This window comes from Williamsia sp. D3 (assembly GCF_000506245.1).
GTDB lineage: Bacteria > Actinomycetota > Actinomycetes > Mycobacteriales > Mycobacteriaceae > Williamsia > Williamsia muralis.
Window position 1 is genome coordinate 16,700 of the sequence record NZ_AYTE01000045.1, and the last position, 21,249, is coordinate 37,948.

17 protein-coding genes and 4 pseudogenes are annotated in these 21,249 nt (G+C 65.7%); 17 read left to right on the forward strand and 4 right to left on the reverse strand.

The features are described from left to right. Window positions 1–73: 73 nt before the first annotated feature. Window positions 74–1,357: pseudogene (locus tag W823_RS52200) on the reverse strand (alpha/beta hydrolase). Between the two features lie 379 nt (window positions 1,358–1,736). On the opposite strand from W823_RS52200, the gene glmS reads away from it, so the two are divergent. From glmS to tsaD, 9 genes and pseudogenes are all read left to right on the forward strand, one after another. After that, the gene (gene glmS / locus W823_RS52205) at window positions 1,737–3,599 is read left to right on the forward strand and encodes a glutamine--fructose-6-phosphate transaminase (isomerizing) (RefSeq protein ID WP_023962003.1); all 1,863 of its coding nucleotides are present in this window, start codon (window positions 1,737–1,739) and stop codon (window positions 3,597–3,599) included. A gap of 13 nt (window positions 3,600–3,612) precedes the next feature. Then, window positions 3,613–5,073, forward strand: coding sequence for an NAD(P)H-hydrate dehydratase (locus W823_RS52210; protein ID WP_023962005.1), 1,461 nt, complete (start codon window positions 3,613–3,615; stop codon window positions 5,071–5,073). Beyond that, on the forward strand, window positions 5,070–6,245 hold the full coding sequence (gene alr / locus W823_RS52215; RefSeq protein ID WP_023962007.1) for an alanine racemase: 1,176 nt from the start codon (window positions 5,070–5,072) through the stop codon (window positions 6,243–6,245). Before W823_RS52210 ends, alr begins: the two co-directional genes overlap by 4 nt. Continuing rightward, the gene (locus W823_RS59745) at window positions 6,245–6,559 is read left to right on the forward strand and encodes a hypothetical protein (RefSeq protein WP_369792665.1); all 315 of its coding nucleotides are present in this window, start codon (window positions 6,245–6,247) and stop codon (window positions 6,557–6,559) included. The genes alr and W823_RS59745 overlap by 1 nt, the downstream gene beginning before the upstream one ends. Then, window positions 6,510–7,292, forward strand: a complete 783-nt coding sequence (locus W823_RS52220) for an alpha/beta fold hydrolase (protein ID WP_369792666.1) — start codon at window positions 6,510–6,512, stop codon at window positions 7,290–7,292. The genes W823_RS59745 and W823_RS52220 overlap by 50 nt, the downstream gene beginning before the upstream one ends. After that, window positions 7,289–7,750 carry a tRNA (adenosine(37)-N6)-threonylcarbamoyltransferase complex ATPase subunit type 1 TsaE gene (tsaE, locus tag W823_RS52225; protein WP_023962009.1) on the forward strand — a complete coding sequence of 154 codons (462 nt, stop codon included), beginning with the start codon at window positions 7,289–7,291 and terminating at the stop codon, window positions 7,748–7,750. Before W823_RS52220 ends, tsaE begins: the two co-directional genes overlap by 4 nt. Before the next feature lie 60 nt (window positions 7,751–7,810). Beyond that, a pseudogene (gene tsaB / locus W823_RS52230) lies at window positions 7,811–8,511 on the forward strand (tRNA (adenosine(37)-N6)-threonylcarbamoyltransferase complex dimerization subunit type 1 TsaB). Next, the gene (rimI, locus tag W823_RS52235; protein ID WP_023962015.1) at window positions 8,508–9,002 is read left to right on the forward strand and encodes a ribosomal protein S18-alanine N-acetyltransferase; all 495 of its coding nucleotides are present in this window, start codon (window positions 8,508–8,510) and stop codon (window positions 9,000–9,002) included. Before tsaB ends, rimI begins: the two are co-directional and overlap by 4 nt. Beyond that, entirely contained in the window at window positions 8,999–10,030 is a 1,032-nt protein-coding gene (gene tsaD / locus W823_RS52240) for a tRNA (adenosine(37)-N6)-threonylcarbamoyltransferase complex transferase subunit TsaD (protein ID WP_023962017.1), read from the forward strand. Before rimI ends, tsaD begins: the two co-directional genes overlap by 4 nt. Before the next feature lie 7 nt (window positions 10,031–10,037). Here the strand turns inward: tsaD and W823_RS52245 are convergent, their stop codons facing one another. Then, window positions 10,038–10,478 carry a MarR family winged helix-turn-helix transcriptional regulator gene (locus tag W823_RS52245; RefSeq protein WP_023962019.1) on the reverse strand — a complete coding sequence of 147 codons (441 nt, stop codon included), beginning with the start codon at window positions 10,476–10,478 and terminating at the stop codon, window positions 10,038–10,040. 275 nt (window positions 10,479–10,753) lie between these two features. On the opposite strand from W823_RS52245, the pseudogene W823_RS52250 reads away from it, so the two are divergent. From W823_RS52250 to groL, 3 genes and pseudogenes are all read left to right on the forward strand, one after another. Further along, a pseudogene (locus tag W823_RS52250) lies at window positions 10,754–12,099 on the forward strand (MFS transporter). 180 nt (window positions 12,100–12,279) lie between these two features. Continuing rightward, entirely contained in the window at window positions 12,280–12,579 is a 300-nt protein-coding gene (gene groES / locus W823_RS0130635; RefSeq protein WP_030171070.1) for a co-chaperone GroES, read from the forward strand. 91 nt (window positions 12,580–12,670) lie between these two features. After that, window positions 12,671–14,293, forward strand: a complete 1,623-nt coding sequence (groL, locus tag W823_RS52255; protein WP_023962021.1) for a chaperonin GroEL — start codon at window positions 12,671–12,673, stop codon at window positions 14,291–14,293. A 207-nt stretch (window positions 14,294–14,500) separates the two neighbouring features. On the opposite strand, the gene W823_RS0130640 is transcribed toward groL, so the two are convergent. Further along, window positions 14,501–14,797, reverse strand: coding sequence for a WhiB family transcriptional regulator (locus tag W823_RS0130640; RefSeq protein ID WP_031333284.1), 297 nt, complete (start codon window positions 14,795–14,797; stop codon window positions 14,501–14,503). 439 nt (window positions 14,798–15,236) lie between these two features. Here W823_RS0130640 and W823_RS52260 point away from each other — a divergent pair, with 439 nt between their 5' ends. The 3 genes from W823_RS52260 (at window position 15,237) to W823_RS56900 (ending at window position 17,663) form a co-directional block, all read left to right on the forward strand. After that, window positions 15,237–16,067, forward strand: a complete 831-nt coding sequence (locus tag W823_RS52260; protein WP_023962024.1) for a hypothetical protein — start codon at window positions 15,237–15,239, stop codon at window positions 16,065–16,067. A 115-nt stretch (window positions 16,068–16,182) separates the two neighbouring features. Continuing rightward, window positions 16,183–16,749, forward strand: a complete 567-nt coding sequence (locus tag W823_RS52265; RefSeq protein WP_023962026.1) for a sigma-70 family RNA polymerase sigma factor — start codon at window positions 16,183–16,185, stop codon at window positions 16,747–16,749. Between the two features lie 5 nt (window positions 16,750–16,754). Continuing rightward, entirely contained in the window at window positions 16,755–17,663 is a 909-nt protein-coding gene (locus W823_RS56900; protein ID WP_023962028.1) for an anti-sigma-D factor RsdA, read from the forward strand. Between the two features lie 29 nt (window positions 17,664–17,692). On the opposite strand, the gene W823_RS52270 is transcribed toward W823_RS56900, so the two are convergent. Next, window positions 17,693–18,085 carry a DUF5319 domain-containing protein gene (locus W823_RS52270; RefSeq protein ID WP_023962030.1) on the reverse strand — a complete coding sequence of 131 codons (393 nt, stop codon included), beginning with the start codon at window positions 18,083–18,085 and terminating at the stop codon, window positions 17,693–17,695. A gap of 280 nt (window positions 18,086–18,365) precedes the next feature. On the opposite strand from W823_RS52270, the pseudogene guaB reads away from it, so the two are divergent. Then, window positions 18,366–19,909 (forward strand): annotated as a pseudogene (guaB, locus tag W823_RS52275) (IMP dehydrogenase). A gap of 135 nt (window positions 19,910–20,044) precedes the next feature. Then, on the forward strand, window positions 20,045–21,163 hold the full coding sequence (locus W823_RS52280) for a GuaB3 family IMP dehydrogenase-related protein (RefSeq protein ID WP_369792669.1): 1,119 nt from the start codon (window positions 20,045–20,047) through the stop codon (window positions 21,161–21,163). Window positions 21,164–21,249 lie beyond the last annotated feature (86 nt).

Below are 21,249 nucleotides of genomic sequence, written 5' to 3' on the forward strand. Positions count from 1 at the left end.
CGGACGGGCCCGTACCCGCCGCTGGTGGTCGAGATGTGTGCAGAGTCGCTATCCGATGGGATTATTCCCTAGATCACGGCAATCCCAGGCGCTTACCGAGCCATGGCATCTCCAATTTCAAGCCTGCCGACCAGACGGCGAACGAATGTCCACCCGGGACGACGTTGAAATGGACGTCCATCCCGGCAGCCTGTGCGGCTTGGTAGACCTGCTGCAGCCCGGGCCGGTATTCGGCATCGTCCTTGCCCACGACGAAGGCACCGGCCACCTGGGGGTACTTCTTCGACTTCATCAGGTCCATCGGGTTGACCGCGGTGAACTTGGCCGCGTCGCCGCCGAATGCCTGGTCGATGGTTCGTTTGCGGTCACCGAGGGTGGGCTCGAGTTGACCCGACATGTCCAGGAACGTCGGATACACCTCTGGGTGGTTGGTGGTCATCTGCAACGCGCAGGTACCGCCGTACGACAACCCGCCGATAGCCCATCCCGCCGGGTCGGTCTCGACCTGCAAGGTGTTCTTCACCCAGGTGGCACGTCCACGGACAGGTAGGTCGAGACGTTGCCGAGGTTGGAATCCATGCACAGAGGATTGGCGAGTTCGTCGCCGGTGGCATCGGCGACCACCACGACGGGCGACAGTCCCTCGTTGGCGGCAGCGTATTGATCCATCGTCTGCGTCAACCGGCCGCCGACGAGCCAGTCTTCCGGCGACCCAGGTTGGCCGGCCATCAGCACCAGTACCGGTAGCAACGGACGGGGTTCGGCGAAGTAGGCGGGTGGTAGATAGACCTTGGCTGGCCGGGCGTGAACTTCGAGACCTCACCCGGGATGGACGAGGTGATCACACCGCCCTGCGACGGCAGGCCCGCGGCTTGCGCCACTTGTCCACCTCCACGGTTTTGATGTCGGTGCTGCGGGCCTCGTCGATGGACACCGTCCTGACGTTGTTGATCCCGAAGACGGAGCCAACGGTCGGGTATTCGTCGAAGTGGTCGTTGATCTGGGCGAGAGCCATCACCACCGCGAACACCGTCGCGAAGACCGTGATGATCCGGGCGACCACCCCCCGGCCACGGATGAGCCTCGGAATGAACAGCAGCAGTGCGAACACCGCTGCGCCGCCCCACATGTAGTTGGACGCCGGGATGGGGTCCGAGAACAGTTTCCAGACGTCCTCGATGAGCCATTTTGACACGAACACCAGGAGGAGGCTGACGACCGCAGCGATTGGTACGACAGCAAGAAGGTAGGTCTTCTGGGGCAGCAGGATCAGCCACAACAGCCCCAGGGCGCCGAGTAGGAAGATGGCCCACGGCAATGGTCCGTCGAGCACCGATATGTCCCACAGCCAGTCCATGTACGTCCTTCGGGAGGATGGACCCAAAAGTGGAGCCCGCATCGAAACCTACAGCGAAATGCGAGGTATCACGTGTGTACGGACCAAAAAAGAGTGTTTGCAGATCGAACCGTGACCAGAGGGGATCGCTACAGGATTTTCACGTGGAACGCGGTAGAGAAGTGGGGGGTGACCCCGGTGGTGGAGGACATACGGATCGAACGTATCAAAGGCGTCCCAACCGACGCATCCCCCTCGACTCCTTGAGCTTGACGCTCGAGAACTGCAAGAGTTCGCACAGCGTAACCCATAACTTCACCTGTTGTCAGTGCGAGCGCAAGAATTGGCACTTCACCAGCGACTTCTGTGTATCCGCGCGCGGCAAGTACCCTGTAGCACTATGTGTGGAATTGTCGGATACGTGGGCAGACGCGACGCCCTCGAGGTTGTCGTGGAAGCCCTGCGCCGGATGGAATACCGCGGGTACGACTCCGCTGGTGTGGCAATCCTCGACGGCGCCGGACATGCCGCAGTCGAGAAGAAGGCCGGACGGCTGGAGAATCTGGACAAGGAACTGGCCACCATCGGCCGCGAAGCATTTGCGGGCTCGACTGGTATGGGACATACGCGCTGGGCCACGCACGGGCGGCCGACCGACCGAAATGCGCACCCCCACACCAGCCTCGACGGCAAGATCGCCGTGGTCCACAACGGCATCATCGAGAACTTCGCGGTCCTGCGGGAAGAGGTGGAGAAGGCCGGCATCGAGTTCTCGTCCGACACGGACACCGAGACCGCCGTCCACCTGATGGCTCTGCAGTACGCCAGTGGTTCGACGGCGGGGAACTTCGTCGACAGCGCATATGCGGTGCTGGGCCGGCTCGAGGGTGCGTTCACGCTCGTGTTCACGCACGCGGACCACCCCGACACCATCGTGGCCGCGCGCCGGTCCACTCCACTGGTGGTGGGTGTGGGCGAGGGCGAGATGTTCGTCGGCTCCGATGTCGCGGCATTCATCGAACACACCCGTGAGGCTGTCGAACTCGGTCAGGACCAGGTGGTCGTGATCACCGCCGACGACTACACGATCACCGACTTCGAAGGCAACGAAGAATCCGGCAAGCCCTTCCACATCGACTGGGATCTGGCGGCTGCGGAAAAGGGCGGGCACGACTTCTTCATGCTGAAGGAGATCGCCGAGCAGCCACAGGCTCTCGCCGACACCCTGCTCGGGCACTTCGAGAACGGCCGGATCATCCTCGACGAGCAGCGACTCACCGACGACGACCTGCGCGACATCGACAAGGTGTTCGTGGTCGCCTGCGGTACCGCCTACCACGCGGGGTTGCTCGCGAAGTACGCCATCGAACACTGGACGCGTCTGCCGGTCGAGGTCGAGTTGGCCAGCGAATTCCGTTACCGCGACCCGGTTCTCGATCGTTCCACCCTTGTGGTTGCCATCTCGCAGTCGGGCGAGACCGCCGACACGTTGGAGGCGGTCCGGCACGCCAAAGAGCAGAAGGCTCGGGTCTTGGCCATCTGCAACACCAATGGTGCGCAGATCCCGCGAGAATCCGACGCTGTGCTCTACACCCACGCCGGACCTGAGATCGGGGTGGCGTCCACCAAGTGTTTCCTCGCCCAGATCGCAGCGACGTACCTGGTGGGTCTGGCGCTCGCACAGGCCAGGGGTACTAAGTATCCCGATGAGGTGGCACGCGAATACGCTGCGCTCGAAGCGATGCCGGCCGCGGTCGCCACAGTGCTCGAGACGGTCGAGCCGGTGCGTGCGCTGGCCCGCGACCTGGCCGACCGGGGGACCGTCCTGTTCCTCGGGCGCCACGTCGGATACCCCGTCGCGCTCGAGGGCGCACTCAAACTCAAAGAACTCGCGTACATGCACGCCGAGGGCTTTGCTGCCGGTGAGCTCAAGCACGGACCGATCGCACTGATCGAAGACGGCGTTCCGGTCATCATCGTGATGCCCTCACCGACGGGGCGGGCATTGCTGCACTCGAAGATGGTCAGCAACATCCGGGAAATCCAGGCGCGTGGAGCGACCACCATCGTCATTGCGGAGGAAGGTGACGAGTCGGCACGGGGTGTCGCCGACCATCTGATCGTGATCCCGCAGACGCCCACGTTGCTGCAGCCACTGGTTTCGACTGTGCCCCTGCAGGTCTTCGCTGCGGCTGTCGCTCAGGCGCGCGGGTACGACGTGGACAAGCCGCGCAATCTGGCCAAGTCCGTCACCGTCGAATAGGCCGCGCGGGGCGATGATCGACTACTTCACCGCCGACTCGATCCGGGCCGCCGAGGTGGCAACCGGAGATCTGCTGGTGCGCGGGGTGTTGATGGGTCGTGCAGCTCGCGCTGTCGCCGATGTGGTTGCGGCGGAATTGGCGTCACGATCGGGTGGTTGTTACGGGCGCACGGTCGGTGTGCTTGCGGGAGCCGGCGACAACGGGGCGGACGCTTTGTTCGCGGGCGCGCTGCTACGCCGGCGGGGCGTCGACGTGCGCGCTGTCCTGCTGGCCGGCGACCGGACTCACACAAGCGGTCTCGCCGCATTCCGCGGCGCCGGCGGACGTATCACCGACAGCTTCTCGCCCGACGTCGATGTGGTGATCGACGGCATCGTGGGGCTGAGCGGTTCGGGGCCACTGCGCCCGGAAGCGGCTCGGATCGTCGGTGAGATCACCGCGCCCATCGTGGCGGTGGACATCCCGTCAGGGGTCGACGCGGACACCGGCCAGGTCAACGACCCGGCCGTGCGGGCCGCGGTGACGGTGACATTCGGCGAATACCGGGTGGCTCACGCGCTCGCCGCACCCCAGTGCGGCCGGATCGTGTTGGCCGACATAGGCATCGAGGCTCACCGCCCGGCTTTGCGGCAGTTGAGCAACGCCGAGGTGGCCGCGATGTGGCCGGTGCCCGGACCGTCGGACGACAAATACAGCCAGGGAGTGGTTGGTGTCGTCGCAGGCTCGGCGCGCTATCCGGGGGCCGGCGTGTTGTGCAGCGGGGCGGCTGTGGCCGCCACCTCAGGAATGGTCCGATACGTCGGAACCGCAGGGCCGCAGGTGCTTTCGCGCTTCCCCGAGGTTGTCGCCAGTGATGAGCCGGAGAAGGCGGGCAAGGTGCAGGCATGGGTCATCGGGCCCGGCGCCGGAACCGATGACACCGGGATCAGGCGACTGAGACACGTGTTGGACACCGACCTGCCCGTGCTTGTCGACGCCGACGGACTGACACTGTTGGCCACCCACCGGGAGCTGCTCACCACCCGCACCGCACCCACCTTGATCACCCCGCACGCCGGCGAGTTCGCCCGGATCACCGGACAGCACCCCGGCGTCGACCGGATCGCGGCCGTGAAGGATCTCGCGGCGGAACTGGGTGCGACCGTGCTCCTCAAGGGGCGGGCGACACTGATCGCGGATCCCTCCGGGCAGGTACTGGTGAACGACGCAGGATCGTCGTGGGCTGCCACGGCCGGCGCCGGCGACGTGTTGTCGGGCATCGCAGGCAGTCTGCTGGCCGCCGGTCTGGAACCGTCGTCTGCCGCGGCTGCGGCAGCGCGAGTACATGCGCTGGCGGCGATTGCAGCGTCTGCGGGGGGGCCGAACCACGGTGGCGGGAATGCCCCGATCGGTGCGTCGGCATTGCTGGCGGCGGTGTCGCCCACCTTGCGTGCCCTCCTCGGCGGTGTCGAGTGCGACAATGGTGGGCGATGATTTCTCCGGCGCTCGAGGCCCGCATCGACTTGTCGGCGGTTGCCCACAACATCGAGGTCCTGCAGTCACACACCACCGCTGCGCTGATGCCTGTGCTCAAAGCGGACGCGTACGGTCACGGCGCCGTGCAGGTCGCTGCTGCGGTGATGCGCGCTGGTGCGGCCGAGATCGGGCTCGCGACCATCGACGAAGCGCTGGCGTTGCGCCGGGGCGGGATCGACGCGCCTCTGCTGGCCTGGCTACACGGCAGTTCGGCGGACTTCGGTGCTGCGATCGAGGCCGATGTGCAGATCGGTGTCTCCTCACCCCGCGAGCTGACCGCGGTCGTCGAGGCGGCTCGTACGGCGGGACGTACCGCGTCGGTCACCGTGAAGGTCGACACCGGCCTGGCCCGTAACGGGGTGGCGGCAGATGAGTGGGACGAGCTGCGGGACGGCGTCGCAACTGCCTCGGCGGAGCAATCGATCGTGCTCCGCGGAGTGATGTCCCACCTCGTGCGCGGGGACGAACCCGACCATCCACTCAACAGCCTGCAAGGTGAACGCCTCGATGAGGCCGTGGCCGACTTGCGACGCATCGGCGTGGGCCCAGAGATTGTGCACATCGCCAATTCCGCGGCCACGCTCACCAGGCCCGACCTGAGCCGAGACCTCGCCAGGCCCGGCATCGCCGTATACGGCCGATCACCTGCCCCGGACCTCGGGGACTTCGGTTTGATCCCGGTGATGACTCTCTCGGCTGAAGTCTTGTCGGTCAAGAAAATCCCGGCAGGTCAAGGTGTTTCGTACAGTCACACATGGACCGCACCGAGCGACACCACCGTTGCGTTGCTGCCGGCAGGCTACGCGGACGGGGTTCCGCGACTGCTGTCGAACACCCTGCGGGTGCACATCAACGGCCGGAGCTTTTCGAATGTCGGACGTGTCTGTATGGACCAGATGGTCGTCGACCTCGGCGCGGACGGCGGCGGTGTCGAAGTGGGTGATCGCGCGGTGCTGTTCGGGACGGGGGAGCATGGTGGACCCACCGCTCTCGAGTGGGCAGAGGCCATCGGCACCATCGACTACGAGATCGTCTCCGGAATCCGTGGGCGGGCGGTGCGGACGTATGTCGGTGCTCCTGCGCCGATTACGAACGGCCGCCACGCACCCGTCGCGACGGGGCCCGGCTGATGGAGCGCACCGGACGCTGGGAGATCTTGGCCGGTACCGCCGGCATCGCGACTCTGGGCGCTCTCGCGGTGGGGGCGGCAGCGCGTTCGCTGACGCGGCGGCACCCCACCACCGACCCCAACTCCATCGAGGACTTCGGGTCGATCTACAACGATCGCCCGAGCATCGTGGTCGCCGATGACGGTGTGCCGCTGGCTGTTCGGGAAGTCGGTCCGGGAGATGCGCCGCTCACCGTCGTTTTTTGTCCACGGCTTCTGCCTCCGCATGTCCACGTGGCACTTCCAGCGCCGCGATCTCGCGCAGACGTGGGGTGACGACGTCCGCATGGTCTTCTTCGATCACCGGGGGCACGGTGAGTCCGCGCAGGCGGCCGCGGGCTCGTGCACCATCACGCAGATGGCTGCGGACCTCGAAACCGTTCTGCGCGTGGTTGTTCCGAATGGGCCCGTGGTGCTGGTGGGGCACTCGATGGGCGGCATGGCGATCATGGCGTTGGCCAGCAGACGGCCGGAGCTGTTCGGGTCGAAAGTCGTCGGCGCCGGATTCGTGGCGAGCGCAGCCCACGGGATCACGCAGGCCGGGTTGGGACGTGGACTGCAGAATCCGCTGGTCGACGCCTTCAGGCTGTCCGTCCGGCAAGCCCCGCGAGCGGTGGAGGCAGGCCGGGGCGTGACGAGGATGCTGATGGCCCCGGTGCTGACCGCGGGCAGTTTCGGCTCTACGTACCATTCACCCGCCGTGATCGAGTTCACCGAATCGGTCATCCAGAACACCAGGATCGACACGGTCGTCAACTTCTTGCGTGCTCTCGAGGAGCACGACGAGACCTCCGGGCTCCCGGTGCTCTCCGCAATCCCGACGATGGTCGTGTGCGGGTACGAAGACAAGGTCACGCCGGTGGCGAACTCGGTGGAACTGCACAACCGTCTGGGCAAGAACTGCGACCTGATCGGAGTTGCCGAGTGCGGCCACATGGTGATGATGGAGAACCCGCCCGCAGTCAACGACGCGATCAGCGGGCTCGTCGAGCGGGTACAGCGACCGTGACATCTGACGACCAGGCGGACTTCGAGCAGGAGATCCTGCCGACGGTGCAGGACACCGAGGCGTTCGGACGTACCCTGGCCGCCGGTCTGGGCGCGGGAGATCTGGTGATCCTCGACGGGCCACTCGGCGCGGGAAAGACCGCTCTGGCACGGGGGATCGGGGCAGGGCTCGGCGTGCAGGGTCGCGTCACCTCACCCACGTTCATCATCGCGCGGGAGCACCGGCCGGGGCCGGGAGGTGGACCGGCCATGGTTCACGTCGACGCCTATCGGCTGGGTGGTCTGGAGGAACTCGACGCCCTCGACCTCGACACCGACCTCACCGATTCCGTGGTCGTCGTCGAATGGGGGGAGGGGGTGGCGGAACGGCTGAGTGGACGTCATCTGCTCGTTCGCCTGCGCCGTGACCTCGACACCGACGAGCGCACCGTCAACTACGGCTGGGTCACTCGCGGCTGACGCAGTCATCGACGTCCGGTCGCCACGGAGCGTAGGCCGTCACGGGTAGGCTGGCTGATCGTGCTTGTCCTCGCAGTCGATACCGCAACGCCCGAGGTCGTGACCGGGATCGTGGAACTCGATACCGGCACGGCCGGCTCAACGCCCGGCCGGCTCGCCGTGCGGTCAGAACGTGTGGAGACCACCACGCGGGGCCACGCGGAGATCCTCACCACCCGCATCCTGGAATGCCTTGAAGAGGCAGGCGTCGCCAGGGCAGACCTCGACGCAGTTGTGGTGGGACAAGGTCCCGGACCGTTCACCGGGTTGCGTGTCGGGCTGGCCACCGGCGCTGCCTTCGCCGACGCGCTGGGCGTCGACGTCCACGGAGTGTGCTCGCTGGACGCGATCGCGGTCGCGGCGAGCGACGTCGACTCCCTGCTTGTTGTCACCGACGCGCGCCGTCGGGAGGTCTACTGGGCGCGGTACACACGTGCGCCCGTACCGACGGTCCGGACGTCATGGCTCCCGCCGATCTCGCTGCCGCGCTCGAGCACGCAGCGGCGACCTCGCCGGGCTCGGCGGGCATCGACGCGATTGCCGGGTCTCCCGCTCATACCGCGCTTTTCGACTACCCGGTGCTCACCGCTTCTGCTCCCACGGCCATCGGACTGGTTCAGGTGGCGTTGCCGGGACTCCTGTCGAGGACGCCACCCGCGCCGTTGACGCCGCTGTACCTTCGTCGACCGGATGCCGTGGAACTCAAGGACCGCAAGAAATGACCTCGTCGAAAGTGGAGATCGGACCACTTCTCCCTCGCGACGCGGCTCGTTGCGCGGCCATCGAGAGCCTGCTGTTCGCGGGCGACTCGCCGTGGCCCGCACAAGCATTTCGTGCCGAGATCTCGACACGACACAATCACTACTTCGCGGCCCGTGACGGCGACGACCTGGTCGGCTACGCGGGTATCTCCGTGCTCGGACAAGAGGGCGACCACGAGTGTGAGATCCACACGATCGCGGTCGCCCCGGAGCATCAGGGACACGGTCACGGACGGGAGCTGCTCGCGGCGCTGCTCGAGATCGCGGACAAGCGTCGGGCGCCGGTGTTCCTCGAGGTGCGTACCGACAACGAGGCGGCCATCAACTTGTACCGCCGCAACGGTTTTGAGATCGTGGGAACCCGGAAGGGCTACTACCAGCCCAGCGGGGCAGACGCGTACACGATGCGGCGTGAGCAGAGATCAGCCCCGCCCGAGGGAGGCCGACCATGATCGTCCTGGGTATCGAGAGTTCCTGTGACGAAACAGGTGTGGGAATCGTCCGGTGGAATGCCGACCGTACGACCACACTACTGGCCGATGAGGTGGCCTCCAGTGTCGATGAGCATGCCCGATATGGGGGAGTGGTCCCCGAAGTCGCCTCCCGCGCACATCTAGAAGCCATTGTCCCGACCATGCGGCGTGCGCTCGCGACGGCGGACATCCAGGTGCCCGACGCCGTGGCGGTGACCATCGGTCCGGGACTTGCCGGTGCGCTGCTCGTAGGGGTTGCGGCAGCGAAAGCCTATGCGGCGGCGTGGGATGTGCCGCTGTACGCGGTGAACCACCTCGGCGGTCACGTTGCGGTCGACACCCTCGAACACGGCCCGATGCCGCCCTGCGTGGCGCTGTTGGTGTCGGGCGGGCACACACACCTGTTGCACGTCGACGACCTCGGTGCGCCCATCGTGGAGTTGGGTACGACGGTCGACGACGCCGCCGGTGAAGCGTTCGACAAGGTGGCCCGCTTGCTGGGCCTCGGATTCCCGGGTGGGCCGGCACTCGATGCGGCTGCAGCTCAGGGTGATCCGAACGCCATCCGGTTTCCCAGGGGCATGACCGGTCCACGAGATGCGCGGCATGACTTCTCGTTCAGCGGTCTCAAGACTGCGGTTGCCCGATACGTGGAGCAATGCCGCCGTGATGGTGTCGAGCCGCCCGTCGCGGATATTGCGGCGTCTTTCCAGGAAGCGGTGGCCGACGTACTGACCATGAAGGCCGTGCGGGCATGCAGAGACGTCGGTGTGGACACGTTGGTGCTCGGCGGCGGCGCGACCGCGAACTCGAGAATCCGGTCGCTTGCGCGAGAACGCTGTGAGGACGCCGGGATCACGCTGAGGGTTCCGAAGCCGCGGTTGTGCACCGACAACGGTGTGATGATCGCGACCCTGGGTGCTCACGTGATTGCCGGTGGGGCAGTCCCGTCGGATCTGACGGTGGCCACCGACCCGGGTCTGTCGGTGCAGGTCAGCAACTACTGATCCGCGATCAGCTCTGTGGGCCTTGATTCACTTCGATTGCGCCGCAGATCGATCCGGATGAATGGCATTCGGCCTCGGCACGGAGGATGGCGCGCTGGACGGGCTTGGCCGCCTCGTATCTGGCTCGCCCCTCGTCGGTGAGCTGTGTGAAGACGGATCGGCGGTCTTGCGGACACATGGATCGGCATGCCAATCCGTCTTTCTCGAGTCCGGCCACGAGACGGGACAGAGCGCTCTGACTCAGGTGGACTGATCCGGCGAGCTCGCTCATCCGGAGTTTGCAGTCGTCCGCGGCCGAGAGGAGCTCGAGAACCTCGAACTCGCTGTTCGAGATCTGTTGCGCTGCTTGCAATTCCCGGTCCAGATCGCACTGGAGGCGGTGGTACCGCACCGACAGCGAATGCCAGGCCTGGGCCAGGTCATCGTCGCTTCGGTGCGGGGTGGACATAGGGCCATCGTATCAGATGCAACCACATTATGTTCGTTTGCATTTTATGTAGACACATTAAATGCAACTGCATATAGTTCTGGACCATGACGGTTGAAACCACACCCGAAGACCCGAAGATTTAAGAACCCGGAACGACAAAGGAGAAGGAGTTGCTGGCCGGCGACGCGCCGGCCACCGAGCACGTCACGTCTGCCGGCGGATGGACCGGCAAGACCTGGTTGTTGCTGGTGGTTCTTGCCGGCGCGCTGTTCCTCGATGGGCTGGACGTCTCGATGGTGGGGGTTGCGCTCCCCTCGATGGGCTCCGAACTCGCCATGGACCAGGCGCAGCTGCAGTGGATCGTCAGCGGATACGTCCTCGGCTACGGGGGCCTGCTGTTACTGGGAGGAAGAGCCAGTGACCTACTCGGTCGTCGCAGGGTGTTCCTCACGGCACTGGCCGTGTTCGGTGTCGCCTCCGTCGTCAGCGCGGCGACCGAGATCGACACCCTGATCATCGCGCTGCGCTTCGTCAAAGGCGTGGCTGCGGCCTTCACGGTGCCCGCAGGCCTGTCGATCATCACCACGACCTTCGCCGAGGGGCCGGCCCGCAACAAAGCACTGTCGATCTACACCGTGTGCGGGGCCAGCGGGTTCTCCCTGGGCCTCGTCTTCGGTGGGCTGCTCACCGAATTGTCTTGGCGCGCAACACTGATCTTCCCCGGCCCCGTTGCGCTGCTGCTACTCGTCGTGGGTGCCCGGGTGCCCGGGTGATCGCGAAGTCGCCCCGCGCGGCGTTCAACTGGTCGCACTTCGACGTCATCGGCGCGGTCACCAGTACATCTGCGCTGTTGATCCTCGTGTTCGCCGTGGTGCAGGCGCCTGAGGTCGGCTGGGCAGCGACGTCGACCATCGTCCTGTTTGTCATCGCGGGTCTACTCGCTGCGGCCTTCATCGCGGTGGAGGTGCGGCACAAGCACCCCCTGCTCCGCCTGGGGATCTTGCGGTCGATCACGCTCGTACACGCCAACCTGTCGGCCGCGGCGATGTTCGGTGGCTATGTGGCCTTCCAGTTCGTCGTCACGCTGTACCTGCAGAACTCCTTGGGTTGGTCGCCGATCGAGATGGCACTCGGGTTCCTGCCCGCCGGTGTGCTCGTGGTCGCCAGCGCGTTCTTCATGGACCGGGTGCTCGACCGCGTGAGCACCAAGCTGCTCATCGCGGGGGGCTTCGTGGCGTTCCTCATCGGATACCTGTGGTTCCTCCGCGTGGAGCCGGGGATGAACTACTTCGTCTTCCTGCTGCCGACCATCCTGTTCCTCGGCATCGGGTTCGCGGCCACGTTCCCCTCGGTCAACTCCCAGGCCACCGCCGGTGTGTCGGACGACGAACAGGGACTGGCCTCAGGGCTCGTCAACACCAGCATCCAGATCGGCGGCGCGCTGATGATGGCGGTGATCACCGCCATCCTCGGCAGTGCCGAGCCCGGGCGTCCGGGGGAGTTGATCGGCGGCATGGTCCCGGCCATCACGGTGATCGCAGTGCTGACCGTGGTCGCCCTCGTGTCGACGCTGGGCCTGATCGGATGGGAGCGTCGTCGCGACCGCGCCGTCGCGACGAACATATCCGTCCCGGTATGAGAAGTTCGCACACTCTCACCTTGAGTGCTGGCACTCGCATGTATAGAGTGCTAGTCGGCACCCAGTGAGGTTCCGGCACCCGCGACGACGGGACCGATCCAGGCGCCGTATACGTTCCGAACAGCTAAACAGGGTCCGGTCTTCGGGCCCGAACTACCCCGAAAGTGGAGGGCTCACATCGTGGCGAGCGTGAACATCAAGCCGCTCGAGGACAAGATCCTCGTTCAGGCCAATGAGGCCGAGACGACGACTGCGTCCGGCCTGGTCATCCCCGACACGGCCAAGGAAAAGCCGCAAGAGGGCACCGTCGTCGCCGTTGGCGAAGGACGCGTGAACGAGCAGGGCAACCGGATCCCGGTCGACGTCAAAGAAGGCGACACCGTCATCTACAGCAAGTACGGCGGCACCGAGATCAAGTACTCCGGCGAGGAGTACCTGATCCTGTCGGCGCGTGACGTGCTGGCAGTCATCTCCAAGTAACTCTGGTTCGACACCGCCCCGGCGTCCCCATGCGGGGTAGCCGGGGCGGCTGTCGTTTCATCACCCGACCAAAATCTTAGGAGCCACACACATGGCCAAGCAGATCGAATTCAATGAGCAGGCCCGGCGCTCGCTGGAGCGAGGGGTCAATCACCTCGCCGACGCGGTGAAGGTGACTCTTGGACCCCGCGGCCGCCACGTGGTGCTGGCCAAGGCGTTCGGCGGTCCGACCGTGACCAACGATGGCGTCACCATCGCCCGAGAGATCGACCTGGAAGACCCGTTCGAGAACCTGGGCGCCCAGCTCGTCAAATCTGTTGCCACCAAGACAAACGACGTGGCCGGCGACGGCACGACAACGGCCACCGTCCTGGCGCAGGCAATCGTCAAAGCCGGACTGCGCAACGTCGCAGCAGGGGCCAACCCGATCGCGCTGGGCCTGGGGATCTCCAAGGCCGCCGACGCGCTCGCCGAGTCGCTGCTCGCCGCTGCCACCCCGGTGGAGGGTGCTGAAGCCATCGCACAGGTCGCCACCGTGTCGTCCCGTGACGCAGAGGTCGGCGAGATGGTCGGCAAGGCCATGGCCCGCGTCGGCGCCGATGGTGTCGTCACCGTGGAGGAAAGCTCGGGACTCGTCACCGACCTCGAGATCACCGAGGGTGTGCAGTTCGACAAGGGATACCTGTCGCCGTACTTCGTCACCGACATCGACAGCCAGGAAGCCGTCCTCGAAGACGCGCTGGTGCTCATCTACCGGGACAAGATCAGCTCGCTGCCCGACTTCCTGCCGCTTCTGGAGAAGATCGCCGAATCCGGCAAGCCCGTTCTGATCATCGCCGAAGATGTTGAAGGCGAAGCGCTTTCCACCCTGGTGGTCAACTCGATCCGTAAGACGATCCGCGCTGTCGCGGTCAAGGCGCCGTTCTTCGGCGACCGTCGCAAGGCGTTCCTGGAGGACCTGGCGATCGTCACCGACGGCACCGTCATCACCGCCGACATCGGCATCACCCTGGCCGACGCCGGGCTCGAACTGCTGGGCGGCGCACGCCGGATCGTCGTCACCAAGGACGCCACGACGATCGTCGATGGTTCGGGAACCTCCGACGCCATTGCGAACCGCGCCGAGCAGCTCCGTCGCGAGATCGAGGCCAGCGATTCCGACTGGGATCGGGAAAAGCTCGCCGAGCGCCTGGCCAAGCTGGCCGGCGGGGTGGCAGTGATCCGGGTCGGCGCAGCCACCGAGACCGCACTCAAGGAGCGCAAGCACCGCGTGGAAGACGCCGTCGCGGCAGCGAAGGCAGCTGTGGAAGAAGGCATCGTCCCCGGCGGTGGTTCGGCGATCGTGCAGGCTGCCGCAGCGGTCCTCGACGATCTCGCCGACAGCCTCGACGGTGATGAGGCGCTCGGTGTCCGGGTGGTCAAGCAGGCCGCTCAGGCGCCATTGTTCTGGATCGCGGCCAACGCCGGAACCGACGGGGCCGTGGTGGTCTCCAAGGTTGCCGAACTCCCTCGCGGCCACGGTTTCAACGCCGGCACCCTGACCTACGGCGATCTGCTCGCCGACGGCGTGGTGGACCCGGTGAAGGTGACCCGCTCGGCCATCGTCAACGCTGCGTCGGTGGCGCGGATGATCCTGACCACCGAGAGCACCATCACCGACAAGCCGGCCGAGTCCGAGGCCGACCACGGTCACGGTCACGGACACGCGCACTAGTTGTTGCCCGACCTCGAACGCCCCGGCCCCACGGCCGGGGCGTTTGTCGTTCACCGGTTGTTCGGGTGTTGTTTCTCGGATTTGTCTTGACAACAAAAGCGAGGAGCCGATATCAGGCGTCCTCGCTTTTGTGAAGATTCAATTGTTTGAGATTGAAATCCAATTCTGTTTTATTTCTTTGCGTTGGATTTCGTTGGGCCGTAAAGGTCAGCTCGCGATGCGGCGCCCGACTCCGCGCTTCATCAGCATTCCGCGCTCGGACTCGGACAGGCCGCCCCAAATGCCGTATGGCTCAGCGACCGCCAGTGCGTGTTCGCGACATTGAGCTACCACGGGGCACTGGTGGCACAGTTCTTTCGCGCGACGTTCCCGCTGGGCCCGGGCACGGCCACGCTCGCCGTCCGGATGGAAGAACATTGATGAGTCGACACCGCGGCACAAGCCCTTCATCTGCCAATCCCAGATGTCGGCATTCGGTCCGGGAAGGTGGTTCGGCTGAGGCATCTGCGTGCTCCTCTGTGACGTGCCGGTGAGGCGTAATTGTGACTGACTTGTCGAGACCGCGTTGTTTTCGACGTCCAGCACACCGTATGCAAAGCGAGGAAATGGAGTCAACAGGCCCCGATTCCGCCAATTGAAGACGCGAACTTCGGGCGATGTTAACCATTTGTTTATCGACGCCCTGTTGTTTTGTGATGGCGACTGGGGTCGAGGCATGGCGAAGGTAGAGGGCGTATGCGCACGTCAGGTGCCATTCGAGTGCGGTCGCCCGAGCTCGCGATGGTTTGAGAACCGCGTATGGAGGGAAAACGCGGAAGTGCTGCAATTTACCCGCAGGAAATGTTCCGGTGACCTCAGATTGACGTCGAGGCGACTTTTGAGCCGGTTTCAGTAAGTTAAATTCACGCTAACTTGGTTACCGCGCCGTGATGTGAGGAGGGCGATGCAGGTCACACTACCCGCGATCGCCTTCGGCGGCAGTGCGGGTGAGTACCCGGTGCCCGTGGCCGGTGACGGTTGGGACAGGTGGTTTCGCGCCGTTGCGTTGGGCGGCAGCGGTCACTACGCCGCGGCGTCAACCGAGTTGCGCCGGATCGCCACCACCAGCACCGACGTCGTTCTCCGATCCCTCGCCGCGAGTACGCGCGCCGCGCATCTGCGACAGGGTGGACAACACCTTCACGCCGTCCACCATGACGCGCACGCACTGGCCCTGCTCGCCACCCCGGTGGCAGGGTTCGATTCGGCCACGACCGCCGGGCCCCGGGTGTCTGCCTGGTGCGACGCACTCACCGGACTGGCCGCCGACGATCTCGGGCGCGGGATGTTCGGTGCCGCCGCGCGACTGCTGGACCGGGTCGACGCCCTGCTGATCGACTCGCATGAACGCATCGAGGGCAGCAGCGAATGGGTGTGGCACGGCCGACCGGCCCTGCGCTCACTGTGGGTCCGGGCCGAACTCGCGATGTACACCGGTGACCCCGAGACCGCACAAGAACACTCGTCGGCAGCCCTTGCCGTGGCCCGGGGGTGTCCCTCGCAGCGGCATCTCATCAAGTCCGAACTGATCGCTGCTGCGGCCGCGGCGAGCGCGGGGGAGACAACGCGCGCCATCGAGGGAGCCCAGCGAGTTGGTGATGCGGCAGCATTCGCTGGTCAACTGCCGCTGTGGTGGGCATCCGCCATGTTGCTCGAAGCGCTCGGCGCCGGAGGATCGCCGAGCGCGGCCGATCTGAGGCACGAACTGGCCGCTCGCGGCGGTGCGATGCGCTAGCGGCGAGAACGCGAGGCCGTTCGCTGGCTAAGCTACTAGCGACTTACCGCCGGGGGTATGGCCTCCGCGCGGCCGGCACCAATCGGCGAAGGTAACGCGGAGACGTCTACGAGCGATGATTTTTACAGGTGAAGAGTTGGACCGGGTTGTCACTGCCGCAGCGCAGGGCGACCGATCGGCTCTCTCCGACGTACTCGAAAGTGTCCGCCCCCTGGTTGTGCGCTATTGCAGGGCCAGGGTCGGAGGTGGTGAGCGGCATTCGCTCTCCGCCGACGACGTAGCGCAGGAGGTCTGCATGGCCGTCATGACAGCTCTGCCCCGGTATCAAGACCAGGGCAGACCGTTCATGGCGTTCGTCTACGGCATCGCCGCCCACAAGGTTGCCGATGCTCATCGAGCGGCCGGTCGTAACAAAGCCGAGCCGGTGGATGAGATGCCCGAGCGGATGGCCGTCGACGACGGACCCGAACAGCGGGCGCTGGACTCCGATGCGGGCCGTCGGATGAATGAACTGTTGTCGACGCTCCCGGACAAGCAGCGTGAGGTGCTGGTGCTCCGACTGGTTGTGGGGTTGTCGGCCGAAGAGACCGCGTCCGCTGTGGGGAGTACGGCGGGAGCGGTGCGGGTGGCTCAACACAGGGCACTCGCGAAATTGAAGACCGAGATCGAGAAGGGTAGGTGAGGGCGATGGGTGACAGGCGCGATCGACGTGGTGGCAAGGGGTTCGGTGATGAATCCGACGAGCGTTTCCAGAGCGTGCCCTCATCGGCATCCGAGGCGATCGACGAAGACTCCATCCCGGTGAACCTCGGCGCGGTTCGTGCCGACGACGAGTTCATCGACGCTCTGGTGTCTCAGCGCGGAGTGCCTGCGCACACGCCTGTGGACCACGAACTGGCGGCGCTGCTGTCGAATTGGCGCGCCGAAGTGACGGGCGCCCCGATGCCTGCCGGTCCGACCCTCGAAGATGTCGAGGCGGGCATCGCTGCGCAGCGAAGGACCGCGACCCGTCGCCGGTCGCTGACGGTGGCCCGCTACACGGCCGGCGCCGCGGCAGCATGTGCGATCGTGTTCGGCGGTCTGTCAGTGGTGGCCCATGACGCCTCGCCCGGCGATCGGCTCTGGGGAGTCAAGGAAGCGATGTTCGGGGCGGATGCCTCGGCGACGCTTGCCGCCGGAGACGTCGAGAACGACCTCGATCACGCCGTCGACCTGTTGTCGACGGGTGACAAGTCCGCGGCTCAGAACTATCTGAATCGTGCGGAGTCCCAGCTTGCCGATGTCACCGACACCGACAGGCGGGCGGAGCTGCAGGCGAAGATCGACCAGTTGCGTGGTCTGCTCACGGCGATCCTGCCGACCGTCACTCTCCCGACGACCGTCACGCTTCCGCCATTGGAGACGCAGCTGCCACAGCTTCAGCTGCCCCCGGTGACGATCACCGAGACGCAGCAGACGGTGACGGCGATCCCGTCGGAGACGACCTCTGTGTCCACGCCACCACCGACCACCGATGAGACCGTGACCAGTGAGTCGCCGGTGACCCCGACGACCACCTCGACCACCAGCAGCGTTCCGCTACCGCCGCCGGGCTGATCGGCCCGAGCCCGCGGTGGGGAAGTAGATCAGTCCTCGTCCTTGGCGTGCATCGTCGCGTCTGCGTAACCGCGGCAGTAATCCCAGGTGACGTACGCCTCGGGACTGGGGTCCACGGCCGGCTCGTGCGGTCGTACCGTGCCCTCGACCAGGAGCTGCAGCAGGTTTGCGCGCAGCATGTCCCAGTCGTGATAGTGGTCGAGCTGGCAGTCGTCGCACACCACGACGAGACCGCGGATCCCCTGGCGGTGCAGAAGTGCCTCGTAGACGGCGAGATCGGCGAGGTCTTCCTCGATCGCCATGCGTTCGTTCGCGTCCAGTGGCTCACCGGGTGGGGCGGCGTCCAGCGCCGCCGATGGGTCCCCTCGGGGATCGTCGGCGAACGGGTCCGGTGGCAGCCCCGGCGGCAGATGATCTCGCACGCTGACCACGGTAGTCAGCCTCACCCCACCGGCGCCAGTCTGTGCACCGCATGAATGAAAGATCGACGCCGGTTGGATGAACCATCCTCCTTCACATGGGTGAACGACCTGTGGTGCGTGAGGGGAGGGTCGACCGCCGAGTCAGCGCTCGACGAGGGCACCGCCGAGGGCGGGATGCTACGTCCTGAGGAGGTCCGCCGAGCAGATAGGATGGACTCATCGAAATGACAACATGCCGATCCGAAGTGGAACAGGCCTGACCGGAATGAGCGTGCCCGGAATGAACAACCCGACAGCCGGCTCCGCCCAGGCACGAGGCCCGGTGTGGACCGGCGGCGACGACCCGAACAAGGTCGCCATGCTCGGCCTCACCTTTGACGACGTCCTGCTGTTGCCCGCGGCCTCCGACGTGATCCCGAGCGACGTGGACACCTCGTCGCAGCTGACCCGCGACATCACACTGCGGGTGCCCCTGGTGAGCTCGGCGATGGACACCGTCACCGAGTCCCGCATGGCCATCGCGATGGCCCGCGCCGGTGGGATGGGTGTGCTGCACCGCAACCTCTCGATCGAGAACCAGGCGGGGCAGGTGGAAACGGTCAAGCGGTCCGAAGCCGGCATGGTCACCGATCCTGTGACCTGCAGCCCGTCGAACACGCTGGCTGAGGTCGACGCGATGTGTGCCCGCTTCCGTATCTCGGGCCTGCCCGTCACCGACGACGCCGGCGAGCTCGTCGGCATCATCACCAACAGGGACATGCGTTTCGAGGTCGATCAGAACCGGCCGGTCTCCGAGGTGATGACCAAGGCGCCACTGATCACCGCCCAGGAGGGTGTATCCGCCGAAGCCGCGCTCGGCCTGCTGCGACGGCACAAAATCGAGAAGCTCCCCATCGTCGACGGCCACGGTCGCCTGACCGGTTTGATCACGGTGAAGGACTTCGTCAAGACAGAGCAACACCCCTATGCCACCAAGGATGCCGATGGGCGACTGCTGGTCGGGGCCGCGGTCGGAACCGGCGGTGATCAGTGGGATCGGGCCATGGCGCTGTCGGACGCCGGGGTGGACGTGATCATCGTCGACACCGCGCACGCGCACAACCGTCTGGTCCTGGAGATGGTCAGCAAACTCAAGGCAGAGATCGGGTCAAAGGTGCAGATCGTCGGCGGGAACGTCGCGACCCGTGCCGCCGCTGCCGCTCTCGTCGAGGCCGGTGCCGATGCGGTCAAGGTCGGGGTCGGACCCGGTTCGATCTGCACCACCCGTGTGGTCGCCGGCGTAGGCGCCCCGCAGATCACTGCGGTCATGGAAGCAGTTGCGGTCTGCAAGCCGGCTGGCGTTCCGGTCATCGCCGACGGCGGGCTGCAGTTCTCCGGGGACATCGCCAAGCGCTGGCGGCAGGGGCATCGACCGCGATGCTCGGCTCGCTGCTCGCGGGCACCGCAGAAGCCCCGGGCGAGCTGATCCTGGTGGGCGGCAAGCAGTTCAAGAGCTACCGGGGGATGGGCTCACTCGGCGCGATGCAGGGGCGCGGCCAGGCGAAGTCCTTCTCGAAAGACCGCTACTTCCAGGACGATGTGCTCTCTGAAGAGAAGCTCGTGCCCGAGGGCATCGAGGGACGAGTGCCGTTCCGTGGACCCCTCAACCAGGTGATCCATCAGCTGGGTGGCGGATTGCGCGCGGCGATGGGGTACACCGGCTCGAGCTCGATCGCAGAGCTGCAGAACGCGCAGTTCGTCCAGATCACGGCGGCGGGCCTGAAAGAGAGCCATCCGCACGACATCACCATGACCGTCGAGGCGCCCAACTACACTTCTCGCTGAGTTCCCAGGCGGCCGGCTTCGATCAGTTCGGCAGGTCAAACCAGTTCGTGAACCGATCTATCGGTGATCACCGATGCGGTTCTGTGTGCAGCAGTGACGAAAGGCACCTTCGTGCAAGATCATGTGGAAATCGGGATGGGCCGAACGGCTCGCCGTACCTTCGAGCTCGCCGACATCAACATCGTGCCGTCTCGGCGCACCCGCTCGTCGAAGGAGGTGTCGACCGCGTGGCAGCTCGATGCCTACCGGTTCGAGATCCCCATCTTGAGTCACCCCACGGACGCGCTCGTCTCGCCGCAGTCGGCTGTCGAACTGGGCCGGCACGGGGGTCTCGGCGTCCTCAACGGTGAAGGTCTGTGGGCCCGACATCGCGATGTGGAGGCCAAGATCGCCGAGGTCGTGCGGATCGCCGAGGACGAGATCGATCCGACAGCGGCAGTGCGCAAGCTGCAGGAACTCCATGCGGCACCGATCGATCCAGACCTGCTCGGTCAGGCGGTGTCGTCGATTCGTGAGTCCGGCGTCACCACCGCGGTGCGAGTCAGCCCACAGAAGGCTGCCGAGCTGACGCCGGTGCTGGTGGCTGCAGGGGTGGAGCTCCTGGTCATCCACGGCACGATCATCTCCGCCGAGCATGTCTCCCAAGGAGATTCCGAACCGCTGAACCTCAAGACGTTCATCGCCGAACTGGACGTACCGGTGATCGCCGGTGGCGTGCACGACCACCGCACCGCCCTGCACCTGATGCGTACCGGTGCTGCCGCGGTGATCGTCGGTTACGGCTCCACCGCAGGGGCCACCACCACCGGGGAAGTTCTCGGGATAGGGGTTCCGATGGCCACGGCCATCGCCGATGCCGCGGCGGCCCGTCGCGACTACCTCGATGAGACCGGCGGTCGCTACGTCCACGTGATCGCCGACGGCGACATCCACAACTCCGGCGAGCTCGCCAAGGCGATTGCTTGCGGCGCCGACGCCGCCGTCCTGGGCACACCTCTGGCTGCGGCAGCCTCGGCGCCCGGCCGCGGCTATTACTGGTCCGCTGCCGCCGCGCATCCGTCGATGCCTCGTGGCGCACTGCTGGCCGTGGCCGAGGACGAAGGCAGGCCGGATCTGCAGACGGTGTTGCACGGGCCCACCGACGACCCGTTCGGACACCTCAACATCGTTGGCGCATTGCGGCGTTCGATGGCCAAGGCCGGCTACTCCGACCTCAAGGAGTTCCAGAAGGTCGGCTTGTCGGCCTGCGATTGACCACTCGCCTCTTGCTCTTCTGAAGCGAGAATTCGCCATACATTACCGGCCGGTAACGTACCAATGTACGATGGCGTGGTGTCTGT

Coding starts and splice junctions, on each gene's coding strand:
- glmS (WP_023962003.1), top strand. CDS start 1,737: ATGTGTGGAATTGTCGGATACGTGGGCAGACGCGACGCCCTCGAGGTT.
- W823_RS52210 (WP_023962005.1), top strand. CDS start 3,613: ATGATCGACTACTTCACCGCCGACTCGATCCGGGCCGCCGAGGTGGCA.
- alr (WP_023962007.1), top strand. CDS start 5,070: ATGATTTCTCCGGCGCTCGAGGCCCGCATCGACTTGTCGGCGGTTGCC.
- W823_RS59745 (WP_369792665.1), top strand. CDS start 6,245: ATGGAGCGCACCGGACGCTGGGAGATCTTGGCCGGTACCGCCGGCATC.
- W823_RS52220 (WP_369792666.1), top strand. CDS start 6,510: ATGTCCACGTGGCACTTCCAGCGCCGCGATCTCGCGCAGACGTGGGGT.
- rimI (WP_023962015.1), top strand. CDS start 8,508: ATGACCTCGTCGAAAGTGGAGATCGGACCACTTCTCCCTCGCGACGCG.
- tsaD (WP_023962017.1), top strand. CDS start 8,999: ATGATCGTCCTGGGTATCGAGAGTTCCTGTGACGAAACAGGTGTGGGA.
- W823_RS52245 (WP_023962019.1), bottom strand. CDS start 10,478: ATGTCCACCCCGCACCGAAGCGACGATGACCTGGCCCAGGCCTGGCAT.
- groL (WP_023962021.1), top strand. CDS start 12,671: ATGGCCAAGCAGATCGAATTCAATGAGCAGGCCCGGCGCTCGCTGGAG.
- W823_RS0130640 (WP_031333284.1), bottom strand. CDS start 14,797: ATGCCTCAGCCGAACCACCTTCCCGGACCGAATGCCGACATCTGGGAT.
- W823_RS52260 (WP_023962024.1), top strand. CDS start 15,237: ATGCAGGTCACACTACCCGCGATCGCCTTCGGCGGCAGTGCGGGTGAG.
- W823_RS52265 (WP_023962026.1), top strand. CDS start 16,183: ATGATTTTTACAGGTGAAGAGTTGGACCGGGTTGTCACTGCCGCAGCG.
- W823_RS56900 (WP_023962028.1), top strand. CDS start 16,755: ATGGGTGACAGGCGCGATCGACGTGGTGGCAAGGGGTTCGGTGATGAA.
- W823_RS52280 (WP_369792669.1), top strand. CDS start 20,045: ATGGGCCGAACGGCTCGCCGTACCTTCGAGCTCGCCGACATCAACATC.